The organism is Arcicella rosea (genome assembly GCF_040543805.1).
In the GTDB taxonomy this organism is placed as follows: Bacteria; Bacteroidota; Bacteroidia; order Cytophagales; family Spirosomataceae; genus Arcicella; species Arcicella rosea.
Genome location: NZ_JBEUMS010000006.1, coordinates 271,775 through 293,566 on the forward strand (window position 1 = coordinate 271,775; position 21,792 = coordinate 293,566).

21 protein-coding genes are annotated in these 21,792 nt (G+C 33.9%); 12 read left to right on the forward strand and 9 right to left on the reverse strand.

The genetic code is table 11. From position 1 onward, the window contains the following. Positions 1-140: 140 nt before the first annotated feature. The 4 genes from miaA to ABID42_RS10110 all read right to left on the reverse strand — a co-directional run bounded on the left by miaA (position 141) and on the right by ABID42_RS10110 (position 4,451). Entirely contained in the window at positions 141-1,064 is a 924-nt protein-coding gene (gene miaA, locus ABID42_RS10095; RefSeq protein WP_367283558.1) for a tRNA (adenosine(37)-N6)-dimethylallyltransferase MiaA, read from the reverse strand. A gap of 218 nt (positions 1,065-1,282) precedes the next feature. After that, positions 1,283-2,371 (reverse strand): complex I subunit 1/NuoH family protein, encoded by a 1,089-nt coding sequence (locus ABID42_RS10100; protein ID WP_367283559.1) that lies wholly within the window; start codon positions 2,369-2,371, stop codon positions 1,283-1,285. A gap of 89 nt (positions 2,372-2,460) precedes the next feature. Beyond that, on the reverse strand, positions 2,461-3,651 hold the full coding sequence (locus ABID42_RS10105; RefSeq protein ID WP_367283560.1) for a trans-sulfuration enzyme family protein: 1,191 nt from the start codon (positions 3,649-3,651) through the stop codon (positions 2,461-2,463). 230 nt (positions 3,652-3,881) lie between these two features. Continuing rightward, positions 3,882-4,451 carry a hypothetical protein gene (locus tag ABID42_RS10110; RefSeq protein ID WP_367283561.1) on the reverse strand — a complete coding sequence of 190 codons (570 nt, stop codon included), beginning with the start codon at positions 4,449-4,451 and terminating at the stop codon, positions 3,882-3,884. Positions 4,452-4,476: 25 nt separating this feature from the next. Here ABID42_RS10110 and ABID42_RS10115 point away from each other — a divergent pair, with 25 nt between their 5' ends. The 6 genes from ABID42_RS10115 (at position 4,477) to ABID42_RS10140 (ending at position 11,470) form a co-directional block, all read left to right on the forward strand. Further along, positions 4,477-4,611 (forward strand): hypothetical protein, encoded by a 135-nt coding sequence (locus ABID42_RS10115; protein WP_367283562.1) that lies wholly within the window; start codon positions 4,477-4,479, stop codon positions 4,609-4,611. 56 nt (positions 4,612-4,667) lie between these two features. Beyond that, positions 4,668-5,342, forward strand: a complete 675-nt coding sequence (locus tag ABID42_RS10120) for a response regulator transcription factor (protein ID WP_367283563.1) — start codon at positions 4,668-4,670, stop codon at positions 5,340-5,342. After that, a complete protein-coding gene (locus tag ABID42_RS10125) occupies positions 5,339-6,607 on the forward strand; it encodes a sensor histidine kinase (protein WP_367283564.1) in 1,269 nt (422 codons plus the stop codon). The genes ABID42_RS10120 and ABID42_RS10125 overlap by 4 nt, the downstream gene beginning before the upstream one ends. A 59-nt stretch (positions 6,608-6,666) precedes the next feature. Next, positions 6,667-9,069: a TonB-dependent receptor gene (locus ABID42_RS10130; protein WP_367283565.1), complete on the forward strand. Its 2,403-nt coding sequence runs from the start codon at positions 6,667-6,669 to the stop codon at positions 9,067-9,069. Between the two features lie 255 nt (positions 9,070-9,324). Next, complete coding sequence (locus ABID42_RS10135; RefSeq protein WP_367283566.1) at positions 9,325-9,963, forward strand: NAD(P)-dependent oxidoreductase; 639 nt, start codon at positions 9,325-9,327, stop codon at positions 9,961-9,963. 484 nt (positions 9,964-10,447) lie between these two features. Beyond that, positions 10,448-11,470, forward strand: coding sequence for a PDDEXK nuclease domain-containing protein (locus ABID42_RS10140; protein WP_367283567.1), 1,023 nt, complete (start codon positions 10,448-10,450; stop codon positions 11,468-11,470). An 83-nt stretch (positions 11,471-11,553) separates the two neighbouring features. On the opposite strand, the gene ABID42_RS10145 is transcribed toward ABID42_RS10140, so the two are convergent. Then, positions 11,554-12,528, reverse strand: a complete 975-nt coding sequence (locus ABID42_RS10145; protein ID WP_367283568.1) for a polyprenyl synthetase family protein — start codon at positions 12,526-12,528, stop codon at positions 11,554-11,556. Positions 12,529-12,694: 166 nt separating this feature from the next. Between ABID42_RS10145 and ABID42_RS10150 the strand changes: the two genes are divergently transcribed. The 6 genes from ABID42_RS10150 to ABID42_RS10175 all read left to right on the forward strand — a co-directional run bounded on the left by ABID42_RS10150 (position 12,695) and on the right by ABID42_RS10175 (position 19,134). Continuing rightward, a complete protein-coding gene (locus ABID42_RS10150) occupies positions 12,695-13,639 on the forward strand; it encodes a patatin-like phospholipase family protein (protein ID WP_323255334.1) in 945 nt (314 codons plus the stop codon). Between the two features lie 561 nt (positions 13,640-14,200). Further along, positions 14,201-15,913 carry a hypothetical protein gene (locus ABID42_RS10155; protein ID WP_367283569.1) on the forward strand — a complete coding sequence of 571 codons (1,713 nt, stop codon included), beginning with the start codon at positions 14,201-14,203 and terminating at the stop codon, positions 15,911-15,913. 254 nt (positions 15,914-16,167) lie between these two features. Next, a complete protein-coding gene (locus ABID42_RS10160; RefSeq protein WP_367283570.1) occupies positions 16,168-16,389 on the forward strand; it encodes an antitoxin VbhA family protein in 222 nt (73 codons plus the stop codon). Beyond that, positions 16,382-16,975 carry a Fic/DOC family protein gene (locus tag ABID42_RS10165; RefSeq protein WP_367283571.1) on the forward strand — a complete coding sequence of 198 codons (594 nt, stop codon included), beginning with the start codon at positions 16,382-16,384 and terminating at the stop codon, positions 16,973-16,975. The genes ABID42_RS10160 and ABID42_RS10165 overlap by 8 nt, the downstream gene beginning before the upstream one ends. A gap of 221 nt (positions 16,976-17,196) precedes the next feature. Next, complete coding sequence (locus ABID42_RS10170) at positions 17,197-17,940, forward strand: helix-turn-helix domain-containing protein (protein ID WP_367283572.1); 744 nt, start codon at positions 17,197-17,199, stop codon at positions 17,938-17,940. Positions 17,941-17,970: 30 nt separating this feature from the next. After that, a complete protein-coding gene (locus ABID42_RS10175) occupies positions 17,971-19,134 on the forward strand; it encodes an FAD-dependent oxidoreductase (protein ID WP_367283573.1) in 1,164 nt (387 codons plus the stop codon). Between the two features lie 103 nt (positions 19,135-19,237). Here ABID42_RS10175 and frr read toward each other — a convergent pair whose 3' ends face one another. The 4 genes from frr to ABID42_RS10195 form a co-directional block, all read right to left on the reverse strand. Next, positions 19,238-19,798 (reverse strand): ribosome recycling factor, encoded by a 561-nt coding sequence (gene frr, locus ABID42_RS10180; RefSeq protein WP_323255326.1) that lies wholly within the window; start codon positions 19,796-19,798, stop codon positions 19,238-19,240. 78 nt (positions 19,799-19,876) lie between these two features. After that, positions 19,877-20,587, reverse strand: coding sequence for a UMP kinase (gene pyrH / locus ABID42_RS10185; protein ID WP_323698708.1), 711 nt, complete (start codon positions 20,585-20,587; stop codon positions 19,877-19,879). 80 nt (positions 20,588-20,667) lie between these two features. After that, positions 20,668-21,165: an acyl-CoA carboxylase biotin carboxyl carrier protein subunit gene (locus ABID42_RS10190; RefSeq protein ID WP_367283574.1), complete on the reverse strand. Its 498-nt coding sequence runs from the start codon at positions 21,163-21,165 to the stop codon at positions 20,668-20,670. 11 nt (positions 21,166-21,176) lie between these two features. Continuing rightward, positions 21,177-21,791: a DMT family transporter gene (locus ABID42_RS10195; protein ID WP_367283575.1), complete on the reverse strand. Its 615-nt coding sequence runs from the start codon at positions 21,789-21,791 to the stop codon at positions 21,177-21,179. Position 21,792 lies beyond the last annotated feature (1 nt).

Here is a 21,792-nt window from a genome sequence, read left to right on the forward strand (position 1 = left end):
CCCATACCTAATAACATGATGGATACAATTGCTAGCGCCATAATTGTAGATTTTTAAGGTTAATAAAGGTTTATTTCTGAAAATACATACGTTAAAACGTACTTATTAGATTTAGATTAACACCCGAAAATAATTGAAAGCTATTGATTTTCAACAATTTCCGCAGAAATTGTATCCATTAATTTATTAAACGGTAAATTTGAATCTAACCAATTGATTTTCAGCCCATCATTTTCCATTTTCCTAAAGTAAGTCATCTGCCTTTTTGCGAATTGATGAATGGCTATATTCAGCTTCTCAACCATTATTTCGTAAGAAATTTCTTCCTTTAAATATTGCGTAATAAACTTATACTCTAGTCCATAAAAAATAAGTTTTTCAGCAGGAATACCCTTCGATAAAAGTGTTTGTACTTCTTCTATCATTCCATTTTCTAAACGATAGATTAATCGTTTTGTAATTTTTTCTCTGCGAAGTTCTGTTGTTGGGTTTAAACCAAAAATTGTAGCTTTGGGAATTGCTTGTGGTGTAATTTTAAATGCAGGATTGTTCTTCAAAAAAAGATTTATTTCAATGGCTCTGATTAATCTTTTCTTGGTTGAAGTATCAGATTTTTCTGAATAAACACTCTGGTTTTCTTCAAAAATTCTCAATAATTCTTCGGTAGATTTTTCAAGTAATTGCTCTCTCAACTTCAAATCTATCGGAATTGAAGTAAATTCATAACCTTTCAAAACAGCATCTAAATACATGCCTGAACCTCCGCAAAGTATTGCTTTTTTGCCTCTTTGAATAATATCAGTGTAGGCTTTCTGAAAATCTTGTTGAAATTGATAGATGTGATAGCTTTCGCCAGCGTCGATGATGTCGATTAAATGATAAGGAATTTTCTTGCCATCAATGGTATATTCATCCAAATCTTTACCTGTACCAATATCCATTCCACGATATACTTGTCTGGAATCGGCACTGATGATTTCTCCATCAATCTGATGAGCCAATTGTACTGCTAAATGTGTTTTTCCACTTGCAGTTGGACCAAGAATAACGATGAGTGAAGACATTTTTTAGCAATGAGTCGTGAGCTTTGAGCCTAATGTTTTTCTTTATAAAAATAATTTCAAAATAATCTTTTGTCTTGCGTCTTGTTTCTCAAATCCTAAAGATTTGTTTTAGCAATGAGCTATTAGCATTGAGTTATGAGTTTAATTTTTTCTTTATAAAAAGTTAAGCACAAAAATCTTTTGCCTTGCCTCTTTTAGTCCTCAAATCTCCTCAAAATCTACATTAATAATCGCCAAATAGCTGAAAGGAAAATACCAAGAATAGCAAATGGTGTAAGTACTTTCCAAGTAAGATACATCAATTGGTCAACACGTAAACGAGGGAAAGTCCAACGAATCCACATTTGTACGAATACTCCTGCATACGATTTTGCAATTAACCAGAAAAATCCCCAAATCGCACCCGACCAAGTATTGGGTTCGCCAGAAGTCCAATCGGCTAATTTCAGAAAACCAATATTTGGGAAAGGCGTGTTCCAACTTCCTAAGAAAAGAATTGCACCTAAAATACTTACCAAAAGCATCATACCATACTCCGACAAAAAGACTAAAGCCCAACGCATACCAGAATATTCTGTGTGGAAACCTCCCACTAATTCAGATTCCGCTTCGGGTAAATCGAAAGGAGCTCTGTTACATTCAGCCAAAGTAGCAATAAAGAAGATAATATAAATTGGAAAGAAAAAGGGAACTCGAACAATATTCCAAGTTAAGAACCCTCCTACTTTAGAAACATCAATGTCTAAAAATTTTAAGCCAAACAAGTAATTGGTTTCTTCAGTATAAATTCCTTGTTGCAAACTGATTTCTTGCAGGTTAAGACTTTGAGAAATCATCGCTACGCAAATTACTGTCAAGCCCAAAGGTACTTCATAAGAAACAATTTGTGCCACAGAACGCATCGCACCAAACAATGAATACTTATTGTTGGAAGCCCAACCAGCCATTAAAATACCAATAATATCTATCGAAATCACAGCCAATAAGTAAAACAAACCAACTTCAGCTTGTGAACCTTGAAGATATTCGCTTGGTCCTAAAGGCAATACGGCGAATCCTGCAAAAATGGCTACGAAAATAATACAAGGGGCAATCAGGAAAAGACGCTTGTTAGCCAAAGCTGGCACAATGTCTTCTTTTTGAAGTAATTTTATTAAATCGGCAAGAACTTGTAGCAAACCATATTTCCCAACTTCCATCGGACCCAAACGGTCTTGCATGAAAGCTGATACTTTCCGTTCTGCATATACACCAACTACAACATTGGTCAATACTAAACCCAAACAAATCAGTAAGGCTATAAACATTTTTGAATATTCTTGGGTGAATTTGAAAATTTGAAGATTTGGAAATATCAGCATCCTGTCCATTTTCAAATCTTCAAATCAATTGATAATTATCCTACCAAAGTAGCAAGGGCAATTGTTGCTTTTTCTAAAGCTTGTTCGAAGTCTTCAATCAAGTCTTCTACAGCTTCTAAACCAACGGCTACTCTTACTAAACCATCTGTAATACCAACTTCTGCTCTTTGCTCTGCTGTTAATTTTGAGTGCGTTGTTGAAGCTGGATGCGTAATAATTGTTCTAGTATCACCTAAATTTGGAGAAATCGAAGCAATTGTAATGTGTTTCGACATCTCGTTTACCATTTCAAAACCTCCTTTTACATCAAAAGTAAGAATTGCACCACCCATTTTCATTTGCTTTTTAGCTAGTTCAAATTGTGGATGTGAAGCTAAAAACGGATATTTTACAAAATTTAATGCTGAATTATTCTCTAAAGCATGCGCTAATTTCAAGGCATTTTCAGAGTGTTTTTCCATGCGTAAATGGATTGTCTCTAAACTTTTTGATAAAACCCAAGCATTGAATGGAGACATTGATGGACCTGTATGGCGTGAAAAGAAGCGAATTTCTTTCACCAATTCCTCTCTACCACAAACTACTCCACCTAATACTCTTCCTTGTCCGTCGATATATTTTGTAGCTGAATGAATTACTAAATCTGCACCCCAATCGGCTGGTGTTTGGATAATTGGTGTTGCAAAACAGTTATCAACCGCTAAAATCAAATTATGTTTTGCTTTTAACTGACAAATCGCTTCAAGGTCAATTAAATCTAGTCCTGGATTTGAAGGACTTTCGCAGAATAAAAATTTAGTATTTTCTTGAATGGCCGCTTCCCAAGCTGCAAGATCATGACCATCCACAAAAGTGGTGCTAATGCCCCATTTAGGAAGAATTTTACTTAAAATTTGGATACAAGAACCAAAAAGCGCCTTTGAAGCAACAACATGATCACCCGATTTTAACAATGCTGCCATCGCTGCAAAGTTGGCAGCCATACCTGTAGCAAAGGCGATACCAGCTTCTGTGTTTTCAAGCATACACATTTTATCTACAAATTCATCCACGTTTGGATTCATGTAGCGAGAATAAATATTCCCTTCCATTTCATCAGCGAAAATGGCACGCCCTTGTTCTGCATCTTCAAAAGTAAAACTTGAAGTAAGATATAATGGAACAGAATGCTCACGATTTTGAGAACGTTCTGCTTGTATTCTGATGGCTTTAGTCTGTTTTTTCATCGTATTCCGCAGTAAAAAGAATTTCAAAAAGATAAAATATCAGCCTCTAAATGAATAGATTTTGATAAGAACCGCAAAGATAGAACAAAAAAGCTACCAAAACATAGATTTAATAGGCTAATGCTTGATGATAAACAATAAAACTGAGTGACGAATTTCGTTGTAAATACTCTAAACCCAAACCGAGATTAAAAGCAATTGTTCTTCAAAAAAAGCATTTACTCCAAGTACTATCTCCATTCCAAATAATAACACCAAGTATATTTAGCTTTTTTGTAAATAATACTAATCGTACCACCAACATCATCGACTGCGAACTTTATTGAAGGCTTGAAGCTTACTTCTGTTTTTTGAACATTGGGAAGAAATTTGCTCCTTAGTACTTTCTTTGCAATACCTTTTACTTCTTCTTTATCAATTGTTTTACTAGTCTTGATAATAACTTCTCTTAATTCACAAGCCTCTGGAATGAGTAGTAGAATATCTAAGTCAGCTTGGTTCTTGTTTTTAGGACTGATATTGATACTTTTAGAAATATAAGCCCCACAAACCAAACTGAGAGAATCATTACCTTCGTACAGGTTATTCATTGAAAAACTTTCGTCAGTATTTATTGCTTGCAAACCAAGTGTATTGTGTTGTAAGTTTCTGAGACTAAATCTTACAAAAGCTAAAGGTTTACCAACAGTCGAATCCATCAAGAATCCCTTTGTAACACAAGGATTTACATGAAATTGTGAAAATGTTGAATAGATAATAAAGAAATAAAAGATGCCAGTAAGGATTAGTTTCTGTTTCATGACATGATTGAGGTTTGTTAAAATCATGTCCAATATTAAGTTAGTGATTGGCGACAAAATGACAAATGTGCTGAATACAGCAGAAAATGGGATGAACATTCTCCATTTCTTTATCTATGAAATGAATAATACTTCCTATTCGAACATATTTAACAAGTAAAAAACAGAAACGATAAAATTCAACATTTCTTCAAAATTAAACATGACCTTTACCTCATGAAAATATTACTTATTGAAGACGAAAAAGAGATTTCTAACAGCATTAAAAGCTATCTTAAATCGAACGATATTATCTGTGAAGTAACGCACAAAGTTCAAGATGCTTTAGAGAAAATCGCTAGTTATGAATATGACTGTATTCTGTTAGATTTAATGTTGCCCGATGGCAATGGTTTTGAAGTTTTGAAAACATTGAAAAGATTAAATAAATCTGATGGTATCATTATCATTTCTGCCATCGAATCTTTAGATACTCGTTTAGAAGGTTTTAATTTAGGCGCAGATGATTTTCTGACCAAACCTTTTCATTTATCTGAATTGCTGGTAAGGATACATTCTTTGGTAAGGCGAAAAAACTTTAATGGCAATAACCTCATTAAATTCAACGAAATTGAAATTGATTTTTTTGCTAAAACAGTATCCGTCAATGATATAAAGATTGATTTCACCAAAAAAGAAATTGATTTATTACTTTATTTAATTGGTAATCATAAAAAGGTACTTTCTAAAAGTGCTTTAGCTGAACATCTTTCTGGCGACATGGCAGATATGCTCGACAACCACAATTTTGTGTATGCTCATATTAAAAATTTGAAGAAGAAATTAAACGAAGCTGGCTGTCAGGATTATATAAAATCTGTTTATGGCTTAGGATATAAATGGGAAGCATGAAAGGATTACTCCATAAAACCTTACTTTTTTATAGCATTTTCACAACAATTATTCTGTTGTCGAGCTACCCTTTTGTTTATTGGGCAATGGATAATCTTTATAAAGAAGATGTTGACGAAGCGATTTTCCAAAGAAAAGATGAATTTATTGCCTACAATTTACCAAGCCTCAAGATTGAGGATATTCAACAATGGAATCGTTTTAATAGAGATATTAAAATCTTGCCTGATACTGTTGCGAGCAAAGATTTCAATCATATTATTGAGCAAAAAAACTATGACGCTTTAGTTTCGGAATGGGAACCATATCGAATTTTATACACTAAAATTAAGATTCAAAATCAAGCGGCTGTACTAATGATTCAACTTAATTTGGTTGAGTCAGAAGATCTAATCGCTACGCTTGGGCGTTTTTATTTAGGTATTTTATTCGTTTTGCTGGCGGTTATTTTATTGTTTGCCAAATTCACTTCTAAGTATTTGTGGAAAAGCTTTTATGATACTTTACAAAAAATAGAGCAATTCAATATTGAAAAACATGATGCTCCTACTTTTCAACAATCTAATATCAAAGAATTTGAACAATTGAATAAAAGCCTAAAGAAACTCATCACGGCAAACATTCAATCTTATCAATCACAAAAGGAATTTATAGAAAATGCTGCGCATGAACTACAAACGCCTTTGGCAGTTTTTCAAGGTAAAATTGATACGCTTTTACAACTTTCGGATGTTACTCAGAAACAATTTGTGATACTGAGTTCGATGAACGATACCGTTTCTAAGTTAAATCGTTTGAACAAAAATCTTTTGTTACTTTCCAAAATCAATACTCCTCAATACAATGAAACTATTCATTTTAATTTGGCAGAATTGATTAAAAAACCTTTAGATTTCTTTACGGAACAAGCTATTGCCAAAAATATTAAAATCACACTAGAGATTGATGATACTGTAATGGTAAAGGCGAATCTTGTCCTTACAGAAATTTTAGTGAGTAATTTGTTCTTAAATGCTATTCGTCACAACGTCAATAAAGGTAATATTCACATTTCGCTCAGTAATCATACTTTAGTTTTTGCTAATGCTGGCATTCCTGAACCTTTGAATAATGACAAATTATTTACTCGTTTTTCAAAAGCAAATCCATCTTCTCAAGGCAATGGCTTAGGTTTAGCCATTATTAAAACCATTGCAGAACTCAATCAGTGGAATGTTACTTATACCTTTCAAAATAATCTGCATACTTTTTCTATAGTTTTCTGAAAACTCAAAATTTCTTCTAATTTGAATTATAGCTTTGCTTCAAATTAATATTAAAAACAATGAAGAAAATCCTTATATTATTTTGCTTTAGCATATTAAATTCCGTTGCATTTGCTCAAAAATCAGGAAGTATTGCAGGGAATTTAACCGCAAATCAAGAACCTATAGAATTTGCGACGATTACTTTATCTAAACTTCCAGATTCTACCAAAATCGTTTACTTCACTAGTTCGGATTCTTTGGGGCATTTTTCTTTTGAAAACATCAATCTAGGGAACTATTTGATGAAAGTAAGTTTGATTGGCTACAAAACAGCCATTCAGAACATTGATTTATCAGAACAAAATAGTCCTTATATTTTAAAAGATTTGAGGCTATCAACAGATGATAAACTTTTGAACGAAGTCGTAGTTACTTCTCAAAAGAAACTCATAGAAAAAACTACCGAAGGTTTCATCGTCAATGCTAATGCTAATATTACGCAATTGGGCGGAACAGCGACTGACCTTTTAAAAAATACGCCTACCGTATCTGTTGATGCTGAAGGAGCTATTACTTTAAGAGGAAAAACACCTTTGATTTTAATCAATGGTAGAAATTCAAATCTTACCAATACCGACCAAATTCCCGCAAGTAGTATTGAAAGTATTGAAATCATTAACAGTGCTTCGGCAAAATATGATGCCAATGCTGAAAGTGGAATTATCAATATCAAACTCAAAAAAAATACGCAAAATGGCACAAATGGAGCCATTGCTATTGGCGGTGGATTTGGGTCAAGAGAAAGAGCGAATAGTGCTTTGTTGATTAACCATAAAACTGATAAATGGAATATTGGCTTAGGTTATGATAATCGCTTTGCTGGTAGAACGAAACGTATCACCAGTAATCGAACAAATTTCAATTTACCCGATAAATATTATATCAATCAAGATAGAAATGATGAAAGAGTAGAGCGCTTGCAAAACCTAAAATTAAACTTAGATTTTGCACCAAATGAAAAAAACGCTTTCGCTTTTGAAGCCATCGGCAACCTTGAAGGACAAGACAATGATGAATTACTGAACAGTATCATACAGAAACAAAATAATAGTTTTAATACGGGTAATAATCGCCATTCATGGGAATATAAGCGTTCAAAAGTGGCTGAGTTTGCGTTGAATTACAATCATAAATACGATAATCCACAAAAATCTTTATCTGCAAGTATTACTTCTTCTATTGAAAATGGGAAGGAAAATACCGATATTTCAACACAAAATATCGACGAAAATGCGAATAATATCGGAGCGATTTTCTGGCAAAGAACACACAATTATGAAAACGGTGTTATTTCAAATGCCAAACTAGATTATACTTTGCCTATTTCTGAAAAAGGAATCTTAGAAACTGGTTACAAAGGGATTTTCCGTAGCATTAAAACTGATTTTGAAATGGCTGATAAACTTGAAAATAGCTACGTTATCAATCCTGCTTCTAGCAATATTTTTAACTTTAACGAACAAGTTCATGCGGTTTATGCGCTTTATCATTCATATTTCGGAACGGCTGAACAACCTAAAGTAAAGTATGAATTTGGGCTCAGAGCAGAACAAGTAAACAACAATGGCGAAACGCAAAACAACAGTACGCATTTCACAAACAATTATTTGAAGCTTTTTCCAACGGCTAATATCAGTTACTTTATCAATGCCGATGAGTTTTGGAAGCTTAGTTATGGTAAAAGAATTAACCGTCCGGGTTTGGGGCAATTAAATCCTTTTGTGGATATAACAGACGCATTGAATCCGCATAGTGGAAATCCGAATTTAAAGCCTGAAATTATTCATGCGGTAGAAATCAGTTATAATAAAGAATGGGATAAAGTTTCACTTTCATCAAATGTGTTTTACAGACATGCCAATAATACGATTAGGAACTTTTTCATCGCTCAAAATGATGGCTCAGTACTTAATTTGCCCAATAACATCGGAACTGCCGATAGCTATGGTTTAGAAAATATCTTTACCGCTAAACCAACGGATTTTTATGATTTAAACGCCAGTATTTCATTATTTCAACAAAAATTAAATGGAAGTAATGTATCAAGTGATGCTATCCAAAGCTCTTTTAACTGGTACGGAAAGTTAATCAATAATTTTGCGCTTAGTAAAGGTGGAAAATTACAAGTAATAGCCAATTATAATTCCGCAGCGACTACTCCGCAAGGTAGATTGATAGCCCTATACAATGTAGATTTAGGCTTTCAACAAAAACTCGGCAAAGGAAATACCCGATTGGGTTTAGTGGTAGTCGATGTTTTTAATACATTAAAAAGTGGTTCTAAAAATTTCACCAACGAATTTACAAGTTCACGTAGCCAAAAAGCTGATACAAGGGCAGTTATGCTTACTTTAGCTTATACTTTCAAAGCTGCTTTCAAAGAAAAACTATTAGATAATAAGTTTTCTAAAGAGTTTTAGTATTGTGTTATCACTAATTGGATACAAACTCCTACTTCTTGAAGTCTCCAATTTCGAGAAGTAGGAGTTTTAATTTCAGCAAATTTTCTTTTAGCCTAATCTCTCCTATTTTCCATTTCTTTTCCTTACTTTTGAATCATTAGACTCTCTTTATAAAATATTGTTTATCAATCTTGGCTTTATCAAAAAAGCCAATTGTTTAGTTTCTTCAGAAACTGAGCTGTTTTTGTATTTTCATATTTTATAAAGAATATCATGAATCAAATCATAAAGCTTGCCATTATTGGTGGCACAGGCAAATCAGGAAAATACCTTGTTCAACAATTACTTAATCAAGGTTTTCAATTCAAAATGCTTCTTCGGAATCCTGATAATTTTCACATTACAAGTCCACAAATTGAAATTGTTCAAGGCGATGCTAGAAACCCGGAAGCTGTCTTTAATCTTTTAAAAGATTGCCAAGCTGTTATCAGTACTATCGGACAACCAATAGGCGAAAGTTCTATCTTTGGAGATGCCAGTAGAAATGTTTTGCAGGCTATGGAACAGTTAGGGATTAACAGATATATCCTTTTAACAGGTTTAAATGTTGATACTCCATTCGACAAGAAAAGTCCCAAGACAAAATTTGGGACAGATTGGATGAAAGAAAATTATCCTAAAACTACTTTAGACAAACAACTAGAATATGAAATGTTGGTAAAAAGTGAGATAGATTGGACTTTGGTTAGGCTTCCTTTAATTGAACAAACGACGGAAAGAAGACAAGTAGATACCAGTTTAGAAGATTGTATTGGTGATAAAATCAGTGCTACAGATTTAGCAGATTTCCTCATCAAGCAATTATCAGATACTACTTTTATCCGAAAAGCTCCTTTTATTTTTGAGGTTTAAGTAGCAATATTTTCCTTATTTGATTTTATTAGGACAGATATATTTGTCCTAATAAAATCTATCTCAAAGATAAGACGACCTATTAAAATGATAGAAAAAGCTGTCTCAGAGATAAGACCATCTATCTAGGAAACAGAACAACCTATCAAAAACATAGAAAAACCTATCTCAGAGACAGGACAACCTATCAAAAAGATGGAAAATCCTATCTCTGAGATAGGATTCGTTTGGCTTTTTATTCAAAAATGAATCACAAACCAAATAATATTCTAAAATCAAGTTTTGACAACTTTTAAAAAGTTATCAAAACTCTTCGAGATGCTTTTCTAAATCCCGAAGGGATGTTAGGATTATAGCAAGGTTTGAAAGGTTGATTACAGAACACTGAAAGGGTGAAACAGCTTGGGAAGAGGAATTATATTTTTGGTAATTTTTAACGAAATTGAAATATATTAGCACAAGAGAATCTATACTTTATACAAAAATGGAGCATAAACCTGCCACACAAAGTACCCCTTTATTAACTGATGTATTGGTTATTTTACAAACAGCCAGACAAAAAGCATATACAGCCGTAAATACGGCTATGGTTCAAGCCTATTGGTTAATGGGCAAAAGAATTGTAGAAGAAGAACAGAAAGGAGAACAAAAGGCTACATATGGAGAGGCTTTACTTAAAAATCTGTCTGTGGCACTAACAGCAGAATTAGGAAAGGGGTTTTCTTATGCCAATCTTAGAAATTTCAGACAATTTTATCTTACTTTTCCTGATGCTGAGATTTGCTACGCAGTGTGTAGCAAATTAACATGGAGCCATAATCGCTTAATCATGCGTGTAGAAAACCCTGATGCAAGAAACTATTATTTACAAGAATGTTCCAACCAAAATTGGAGTACTCGTACTTTAGAACGAAACATTAATACATTTTACTACCAACGTTTACGGTCTTCACAGCAAAAACAAATTCAACAAACAACCGAAAAAACAGACCTAAACGATTTTATTAAAGACCCTTACGTTTTCGAGTTTTTGAATATACCAGAGCCAATTACTTCATCAGAAAAAAACATTGAAAGTGCCTTGATTGAAAATTTACAGGCTTTTCTACTAGAATTGGGAAAAGGTTTTTCATTTGTAGGGCGACAATTTAGAATCTCGACTGAAACAAGTCATTTTTTTATTGACCTAGTTTTTTATAATTACTTGCTAAAATGTTTTGTATTGTTTGACCTGAAAACGACCAAACTAAGCCACCAAGATACTGGACAAATGGATATGTATATCCGTATGTTTGATGACCTTAAAAAACAAGATAACGACAACCCAACCATTGGTATAATACTCTGTACTGAAAAAGATGAAACAGTAGTAAAATATAGTATTTTGAATGAACACAAGCAACTATTTGCCACCAAGTATATGCCATATTTACCTACAGAAGAGGAGCTAATCGCTGAAATAGTTCGTAAAAAACGAATGATTCAAGAAAGGGATGAGAGATTATAAAATTAAAATAGTTTTGTAGTACTCCCTTAGGGATTGTAATTATTAGGTTTGGCAAATTTAAAATTTGCCAAACCTAATAAAGTTTACTTCGCTCGTTCAATCGTAAATTGGACAAGTCCTGCAAGGGATTTTCTATAGATAGAATCTGGGAACGTTGAAAGAATATTTTGTGCTTCTTCAACGATGTTTTTCATTACTTTAGTAGCATATTCCAATCCGCCAGATTGTTTTACAAATGATATTACTTCTGCTACTTTTTTAGGATTATCCGATTCGTTTTTGATGATATTGATGATGTTACGCTTGGTACTCCAACTAGCTTGGTTCAAGGCGTAAATCAATGGAAGTGTCATTTTCTTTTCTTTAATATCAATGCCTAATGGTTTTCCGATTTCAGCATCTCCATAATCAAAAAGGTCGTCTTTAATTTGGAAAGCAATACCTACTTTCTCTCCGAACGAATGCGCTTTGGCAACGGTTGCTTCATCTGCACCTACAGAACTTGCACCAGCCGCACAGCAAGCAGCAATCAAAGTAGCTGTTTTTTGTCGGATAATTTCAAAGTAAACATCTTCAGTAATGTCTAAGCGACGAGCCTTTTCTATCTGTAATAATTCTCCTTCGGTTATCTCTTGAAAAGCGGTAGAAATGATTTTCAGGTTTTCGAAATCATTATGCTGAACAGAGAGTAAAAGTCCTCTAGTCAATAGATAATCTCCTACCAAAACAGCGATTTTGTTTTTCCAAAGGGCATTTACCGAGAAGAAGCCACGACGGTAATTAGAATCGTCCACCACGTCGTCATGCACTAAAGAAGCAGTGTGCAATAACTCGATTAAAGCGGCTCCACGATACGTTTTTTCAGTGATTGTACCACAAATACCAGCCGATAAAAATACAAACATCGGACGTAACTGTTTACCTTTTCTTTGGACAATATAATTCATTATCGTGTCCAAGAGCATCACCTTTGTTTTCATAAACTCCTTAAACTTTCCTTCGAAGGCATTCATTTCAGTAAGGATCGGAGCTTGTATTTCTTTGATAGATAAATTCATAATATTTTTAAATGGCTTGCAAATTACGCTTTTCTCTAAAAAAATGTATATTGCTTGAATTAATAACCTGAAATTATTTTTTTAGTTCGTTAATTGATGAATCGTTCGTTTCACAAAATTGTTCATTCTAAACGTTGACAGAGTATCTATAAAACAATATTTAACCATGAGTAAAATTTTAGTTTTGGCGGGTGGGTCAGTAAAAGGTGCGTATCAGGCAGGAGTTGTAAAAGCAGTTTTTGAAACAGGGTTTTCTCCTGATGCCATCTATGGTATCTCGGCAGGTAGTATGAATGCCTCTTATTTAATCAATAGTTTTGGCAGACAAAGTATCGAAAATGATGGTTATATCGACTTTAATCAGGCAACGAAAGATTTGAATGACTTTTGGGTTAATAATATTTACGCTCCAGAATGCTTGTCACTGAGACGTGGCACTTACGAACTAGGACTTAGCGCCATCCGTAGAAACTTTGAAGGTTTATTAGATACTACACCATTAAGAGAAATTCTGGACAATAACATTTCGATGAGGAATCTAAATGCCAGTCCTGTTCAATTAAAAGTTGGTGCTGTCGATATTATTAATGGAAATATCGTGTATGCCAATCCTTCTTATGATCATTTCTTAGACTATATCATGGCATCTTCAGCCATTCCAATTTTGATGCCCGTTGTGAATATCGGAGGACAAAACAATATGGCATTTTTAGATGGCGGTATGCGTGATGTAGCTCCTGTTAAAAAAGCCATTCAAGACGGTGCTACCGAAATCATTTGTGTGGCTTGCCATACTAGGAACATTGATGGTGGATACTTTCCTTATGGAAACCTTTTGGCTTTGGTAGATAGAGTAATGGACATTGCCGTAAACGAATGTTTGAATGCAGATTTAGATTGGGCAGAATTTAGAAATGAATGTTTACCCGCAGATGGTTCGCCAAGTGAATTTGGCATTTTGAAAGGACAATCCAGAATAAAGCTAAAAATCATTCGTCCACAGCACCATTTGAATATTGATATTCAAGCATTCAATAGAGACGACATCAAAAGAATGTTACTATTAGGCTATGAACAAGGAATGGAAGAAATGAGAGAATATAAGAAGTAGTTGTGAGTTTTGAGTTGTGAATTATATAAAAGCTCATTGTATTTATAAAGATTAGAGTGGCATTTCACTAAATGTAAGTCTCGTGTATAAAGATTGAAATGGCATATCACTAAATGTAATTGTCGTGTATAAAGATTGAGATGACATTTCACTAAATGTAAGTCTCGTGTATAAAGATTGAAATGACATTTCACTAAATGTAATTGTCGTGTATAAAGATTGAAGTGACTTAACACTAAATGTAAGTATAATAACGCTAAAATGGATTAACATAACGCCAAATTCAAATGCTATATATCAATAGTAATTACTATATTGACATAAGTAAATACAGCCATAATTTGTATTATATCAAGAAAACTTACTGTGTAATAAGTTTTTTGTAATTAGTGCATTTAATATTTTTGATTGAATTTGGGAATGGCATAGATTCATATAAAATCACTAACAGTACAATATCAATAGTACAACTAAAAATAGGAGTAACATAAAACAATACAAAACTTTCGCATATTGGGGAGTTAGTGACAAGTTTAGAAAACCGTTATCATCGACAGTTAAATGACAAAAAGAGCATCAACACTTCTAAAGGAAATAGTCGAAATGGAAACCTTGAGAATTAAAGACACATTTTCAGGACCAAGTTACCACGCTATTCAACATATTCTTAGACGGCTTGACTTTGTTATGCTTTTTTACAACGATGCTCCAGGCAAGACAGAACAAGAAGTAGAAGAACTTCGTGAATTTTACAATTATGGTTGGGCACCAGCATTAAAACCATTTTACAACGACATCGACATTAACACATTTGAGCCGTTCCCTGAAATGTATAAGGAAGCTATGAATTGGGCTGACGGTATAATTCAATTTTCCGGACATATTGCATTTCTAAATCAACTAGTAGAATATGAAAAAGCAGACTTGATTAAACTTGAGACTCCAAAGGAGAATGAGTTTTCGTTTAGTTATGTTGTTGAAAATGCAGGAATAGAGTATTATGACCGTAAAAGCAGAGACTTTTTCAGAGATATGATTGTTGAAAGAATGATTGAAGAGAAAAAGAAAAAAGACAATCTAAATGAAGAGGAAATAAAAATTAAGCTTAGAGAAATAATCAGAAATCCTAGCGGAAAATACATCAGCTATGACGCTACTCCAGAAATAGACGACTATTACAAGAAGAAAGGACACTATTTTGTACTTAGACTTCAAGGATATGATGAATTCGGTGAGAACGATATATTTGGAGGCATTGAATATTGGAAATATTTAGACCTTGTTGAGACGATTATAGGAGTTGCAATAATGCATACTGAAGCTTGTTTAGAACTAACTAAAATAAATCCGAAAGTAGATTTACACAATCTATTGACTTATACATTTTACAAAGACAAAACTCTCGACATTTATAAAAATTATTTTGGTACGTCACAAAGCGAAATGGAGCAAATATTTTCATGCATTACACTTAACAAAGAAAATTTTAGCTACTATTTAGATTATCCTGCGGCATCTCTACCAATGTATGTTCAAGTATCCGAGAATATGCTTGTAAGGATTGTTTCAGGCTGTCTAGGAAATCCTTTTGAGTTATTGAATAGAGAACTAAAACGAAAATTTGAAAAGGACTATTTTGAAGCAGTAAACAAAAGAGAAGACAGATTTAGAAACGAATTATTCCATTTATTTCCCTATGAAAAATTGATAAAAATACCGAAAGGAATTAACATTAATTTAAACGGCAAAAAAACAGATATTGATGCAGTCATATTTGACACTAAAACAATGACACTTGGTTTGTTTCAGCTAAAATGGCAAGACCCATTTAGAAAATCAATGAGAGAAAGATTTAGCCGTATCAGCAACTTATTTAACAAAGCAAGTGAATGGGTCGAAAAAGTTGAATATTGGTTGACTAATACTGACATCTCAAACATAATTGAAACTCTTGAATTAAGGAAATACACCAGAGAGGACGTTCACATTAACGAAGTTCATGTATTCGTATTATCACGAAACAATATAAATTTTACAAATGTTGACGGATTAGATGAAAGAGTAGCTTGGGGAACTTGGTATCAAATGATTGAATCTCAGGCAATCGTTAAGAGTTCATCCGACAATGTAATTAGAGACGCATTTATAAAGTTGAAGACTTTAAGTCCGAAAAATAGAATGAAAACCGAAAAAATTCCCGAATTACCAAGCTTTGAGACAACTTTCGGTAAATACAGAATTTACTATGACAAAGAGAATAAAACCAGCCATTAACACGGGTTTTGCGTCAGGTGGGGTGACGTGTAAACTTGGAGCTTTGTGTTCAAACTGGTCGTAGGTTAAGCGAAGCATTCCCTACAACCCTTACTGGTTCAAGTGTTAAGCAAAGCGTCACTTGGACTTTTAAATTATTTCAGTTTGAAACTGAAATAATTTAAAAGTCCAAGCCACAGGCTTGAACCAGTAAGTGCGACAGAAAGATGAGAGAAAATGTGTAAATTTGCAACTGAGATTCAAACCCGATTTATATGTTTAATACAATTGAAATAGACAGAACCAACCTGACAATTATGGGGGTGAAATTTTCAGACTTGCGAACATTAGATAGCACTGCCAATGCCATAGGAAGTAATATGTTTGAAGGCTTTCAACCAACAGCAAAAGGAATTGAAATTATACGTGACTATGTGACAGGGAAAATTTCATTAAGTGAAGTGGTGGCATTTGCTAAACAAAAAGCGTATGTCTAACTCATACAAATATATAGACCCAGACTATACTTACACTAATCCAAAATCAGGACTATTACGAAACCTACAAGACATTTCAGACTCTGATATTTTACTCTTCGTTGAGAGTGCTGCTGTAACAAAACGACTTCAAGAACTTTATGAAAATCCGATAAAGGTTAAGGGAGTAGGAAGTCTATTTGCAATTCACAAACTGCTTTTTCAAGACATATATGCTTGGGCAGGGAAAAAACGAAAAGTGGAAATAAGTAAAGACGGAAAACAGTTTTTCCCTACGACACATTTTGACAATGCTTTTCGATACATTGACTCACTAATAGCTGATTACAAAGCCATTCCTAAGAATAGTAAAAAACATTTAGCCCAGAAGTTAGCAGAAATTTTAGACAATGTAAATTACCTCCACCCATTTAGAGAAGGAAACGGACGAACACAAAGAGAGTTTTTAAGATTGTTGGCACTTGAAAAGGGATTAACCTTGAATCTCAACCCGCCAGACAATAAAAGTGTTTACGAGAGATATATGAAAGGGACAATTGAGGGTGATTTAGTAATATTGACTGAACTTATTTTTGAACTGATATAAATTGACAAATGTTGTGGAGAGCGGTATATGACAAGGATACCCTCGCTTGTCTAAGTGTTTTTCACTTAGACCTACAAATAAATGCAGTCTCTGACTGCAACCACATGGTAACAATTTAATATTTTATAAAAAGCAAGCCATTGCTCATGCCTAACGAGCAATTTCATTAAAAACATCCGCCACAACAAGTTTTATGAGACGCTAATAGAGTAAAGAACCTAATGAAAAACACATTACATTTTCAAATCATCGAACCTGATAAATCAATTACTGATTTTGTCTATTGTTTTTCTTCTTTGCAAAATTTTTCAAATCAACACGAAGCGGTGGTAATTCCTAATGGAAAAATTGATTTAATATTTTCAAAAACTAAAGAAAATCAAATCATTATTGCCTTATTAGGTTTAGAAACTAGACCCAAATACCCCAATCAAGAAGTCTCAAACTTTTTTTCAGTTAGCTTTAACCCACTTGCCATAGAATATCTCTTCAATCTTTCAACAGCCAACATCATAAATACTGGAACAATATTGCCTAGTGATTTTTGGGATTTCTGTATTGATGACATAAACGACTTTGAACGTTTCTGTAAAAAAATTACACAAAAAATACACAGCCTTTTACCTGATAAAATAGATGAACGCAAACGTAAATTATTTCAATTAATTTTTGAGTCAAATGGCGAAATACCTATCAAGGAACTTTCCGAAAAAGTGCTTTGGAGTCAACGACAAATCAATCGTTATTTCAATCAACAATTCGGACTTTCTTTAAAAACATATTGTAAAATACTTCGTTTTCAAGCCTCACTCCCTCATATACATAAAGGTGAACTATATCCGCAACTAAATTTCACCGACCAATCGCATTTTATTAAAGAAATCAAACAGCTTTCAGGCGTTTCACCAAAAGAATTACATAAAAATAAAAACTACCGTTTTTTACAATTTTTAGTCTGTGAGTAAGCATAATTTTACAGTCTAAATTTTAAAATCATGTTGTTACAAAATAAGCAAATAGCCATCATTGGCGGTGGTCCGGGTGGACTGACATTAGCAAGACTTTTACAACTTAAAGGTGTTAATGTAAAAGTGTATGAAAGAGATATTGATAAAAATGCAAGAGTACAAGGTTCACCTCTTGATCTGCATGACGATTCTGGTTTAGCAGCTTTACGAAAAGCCAACTTATTAGATGAATTCAAACAAAATTATCTAGTTGGTGCCGATAAAACTACCATTACGAATGCAATGGCAGAAGTAATTTTTAGCGACCACGAAACCGAACAAAGTGAAGATTTTGGACACGAACATTTCCGTCCTGAAATAGACCGAGGAGCATTACGGAAAATATTATTAGACTCATTGCAGCCTGAAAATATTGTTTGGGATAGTCACTTTTTATCGATGGAAAAACAAGGTGAAGGTTGGCTATTACATTTCAAAAATGAGAAAAATGCCTATGCAGATATTGTGATAGGTGCAGATGGAGCAAACTCAAAAATTAGACATTATATCACTGATATAAAACCTTTTTACTCTGGCATTACAATGCTTGAAGGTAATGTATATGAAGCTGAAAAATATGTCCCAAACATTTCTGCAATACTACGTGGAGGAAAAATAATGGCTTTTGGCAATGAAAAAGATATTTTGATGGGACAAAAAGCTAATGGTGAAATTGGATTTTACGCAAGTTTCAAAGCAGAAGAAAATTGGGCTATTAAAAGCGGTTTAGATTTTTCTGATAAATCACAAATACTTGAATGGTTTAAAACGACATATTCAGAATGGAGTAATGTTTGGCATGAGTTATTTGAAAATGCAACGACGCCCTTTATTCCACGACCAATCAATTGCATGCCATTAAACCAAACTTGGGAAGCTTTACCAAACGTGACAATCCTTGGTGATGCTGCTCACTTAATGCCACCTTTTGCTGGTGAAGGAGTAAATATGGCAATGCTTGACGCCTTAGAATTGAGTGAGCGTTTAACAACGAATCAACATAATTCTATACAAGATGCTATTTCTTTTTATGAAACAAATATGCGGAAGAGGGCTTCAAGAATGGCAAAAGAATCACTTGAAAATGGGGAACGAATGCACAGTGAAAATGCACTAACAACAATGACCACCTTTTTTAGTCAACAAGAATAAGAAAAAAATGCCGTTGCTAGTGAAAATACAAGCAACGGCAAAGAAATAATTCTAAATACTGCATTTCATTCCTAATTCAGCATTCAAAACTCACAACTCTTAATTACACCGACATAATATCTTTTTCCTTATCAGCAAATACTGCATCTACTTTAAGAATATAACTATCAGTCATTTTTTGAATGCGCTCCTCTCCTGCTTTCACAGCATCTTCAGAAACACCTTCGTTTTTCAATTTTTTAATTGAACTATTCGCATCTTGACGAACGTTTCTTACATTAATTTTCGCCGTTTCAATTTCCGCTTTTACTCTTTTTACTAAATCACGACGACGCTCTTCAGTAAGTGGAGGAATATTTAAACGGATAATTTCGCCATCGTTCATCGGCGTTAAACCAATATTTGAGTTACGAATTGCTTTTTCACATTCAGCAATCATTTTTTTCTCGAAAGGTTTAACAACAATTGTACGAGCATCAGGCGTATTGATTGATGCAGCTCCAGTAAGTGGAGTCATCATTCCATAATAATCTACTTGAATACCATCTAACATTGAAGGCGTTGCTTTTCCTGCACGAATTTTAGAAAGCTCAATTGCTAAGTGCTTGAGCGCTCCATCCATCGTTTCTTTGGCTGCATCAATGTAAAATTCTATTTCTTCCATTGTTTAATTTGGGATTTTCTATATTGATTACAAGGTTTTCGATTGAATTAGAAAATCTTCATCGGTTTACCTAAATCATTAACTAATTAAAGTTCCTACTTCTTCTCCTCTTGCTAAATCTACTAAGTTGTTACTTTTGTTCATATCAAATACAATGATTGGAACTTTGTTTTCTTGGCATAAAGTAAATGCCGTAGTATCCATAATTTTCAAACCTTTGCTGATTGCTTCTGCAAATGAAAGATTTGTATAACGAGTAGCAGTTGGATCTTTTTCTGGGTCGGCAGTGTAAACGCCATCTACTCTAGTTCCTTTTAATACCACATCTGCTTCGATTTCAATCGCACGCAAAGCCGCAGTAGAATCTGTTGTAAAATATGGGTTTCCAGTTCCAGCTCCGAAAATAACAATACGTCCCTTTTCTAAATGGCGCATCGCTCTACGACGAATAAATGGTTCACAAACAGCATCCATTTTGATAGCAGTTTGTAAACGAGTAAACATACCGTGTTTTTCTAAAGAACCTTGAATCGCCATGCCGTTGATAACAGTAGCGAGCATTCCCATATAATCTCCTTGAACACGGTCAATACCTGCTTTAGCTGCTGCTGCCCCACGAAAGATATTTCCTCCGCCAATCACAATGGCAATTTCAACGCCTAATTCTTTTACTTTCTTAATTTCAAGAGCGTATTGCTCTAAAATTGATGGGTCAATTACTTCACCATCTGAACTGAGGGCTTCGCCTGATAGTTTGAGAAGAATTCGTTTATACTTCGGTTTGTCCATGATTTAAGGTTTTTTTCGGAGGCAAAGATATACTTTTTTTTTATTTGGCGTGGAAAATTGTCGCTTATCAGGATAAAGACTTACTCAAATTCTATTAAAACCTGATTCTTTTCCACATTCTGTTTATTATTTACTTTAATGCTTTTTACTTTACCGTCGCCAGTAGCTTTCAAAACATTTTCCATTTTCATGGCTTCTAAAATCAATAATGAATCTCCTTTTTTAATGCTATCACCAACTTGTACTTGTATTAATACGATAAGCCCCGGCATGGGTGCTTTCAAATCATTTACTTTGGCATTGGCGGCGTCTGTCATTCCCAATTGTTCTAACAATATATCAAAACGGTCTTTTACGTTTACAACAAATTGCTTTTTGTTCAAACTAAGTAAAAACGTCTTTGCTTGATAATCAGCTTCTAGTACTTCAGCATTGTAAGAACGATTTTTATAGAGAATATGAAAATGATTTTTACGGATTTCAACAATGTCCCAGTCCAATGTTTGACCATCAATGATAGTGGCTGAATTATCAGCATGAATATTAAATGTTTGCTGGTTTACGATGGCTTTCAACATGAGAAATTTATTTAAGATTTGTTCACCAAATATACACCAATAAGAATAATACTCATGCCTAAATAATGCTGAAATAATATAGCTTCACCGTCTATCACTCCCCAAAGAATCGCAACGATTGGAATAAGATAAGTAACAGAACTTGCCAGCACGGCACTCGTCATCTGAATTAAACGATTGAAAAGTACCATCGCAATGGCTGAACCTAAAATACCCAGCAACATCGCAAAAACTAAGGCTTGAATAGCATTGGGTTCTTGTAATTTTGAAATGAAGTCGGTCGAAAATAATACGCCAGCAGCAATTGGTCCGATGGTCATGAAGATACATGAAGTAATCAAGAATGAGTCGATTCCCAAACCCGTCAAATATTTTTTAGTAATGTTCAGATTGATTCCATAAAGTAAAGTAGCGGCAATCACAAAAAGTGCATAGCCATTTACATGGAAACCAGTAGCACCCGCCAAAATCAATAAAATAGCACCAATAAAACCAAGTACAATACCAAAGCTTTGTCGCTTGGTGATTTTATTTCCAAAGAAGCCCGCACCAATAACCAAGGTAAACAAAGGCGTTGTAGAATTTAAAGCGCCAGAAACGCCACTATCAAGTTTTGAACCAGCCAAC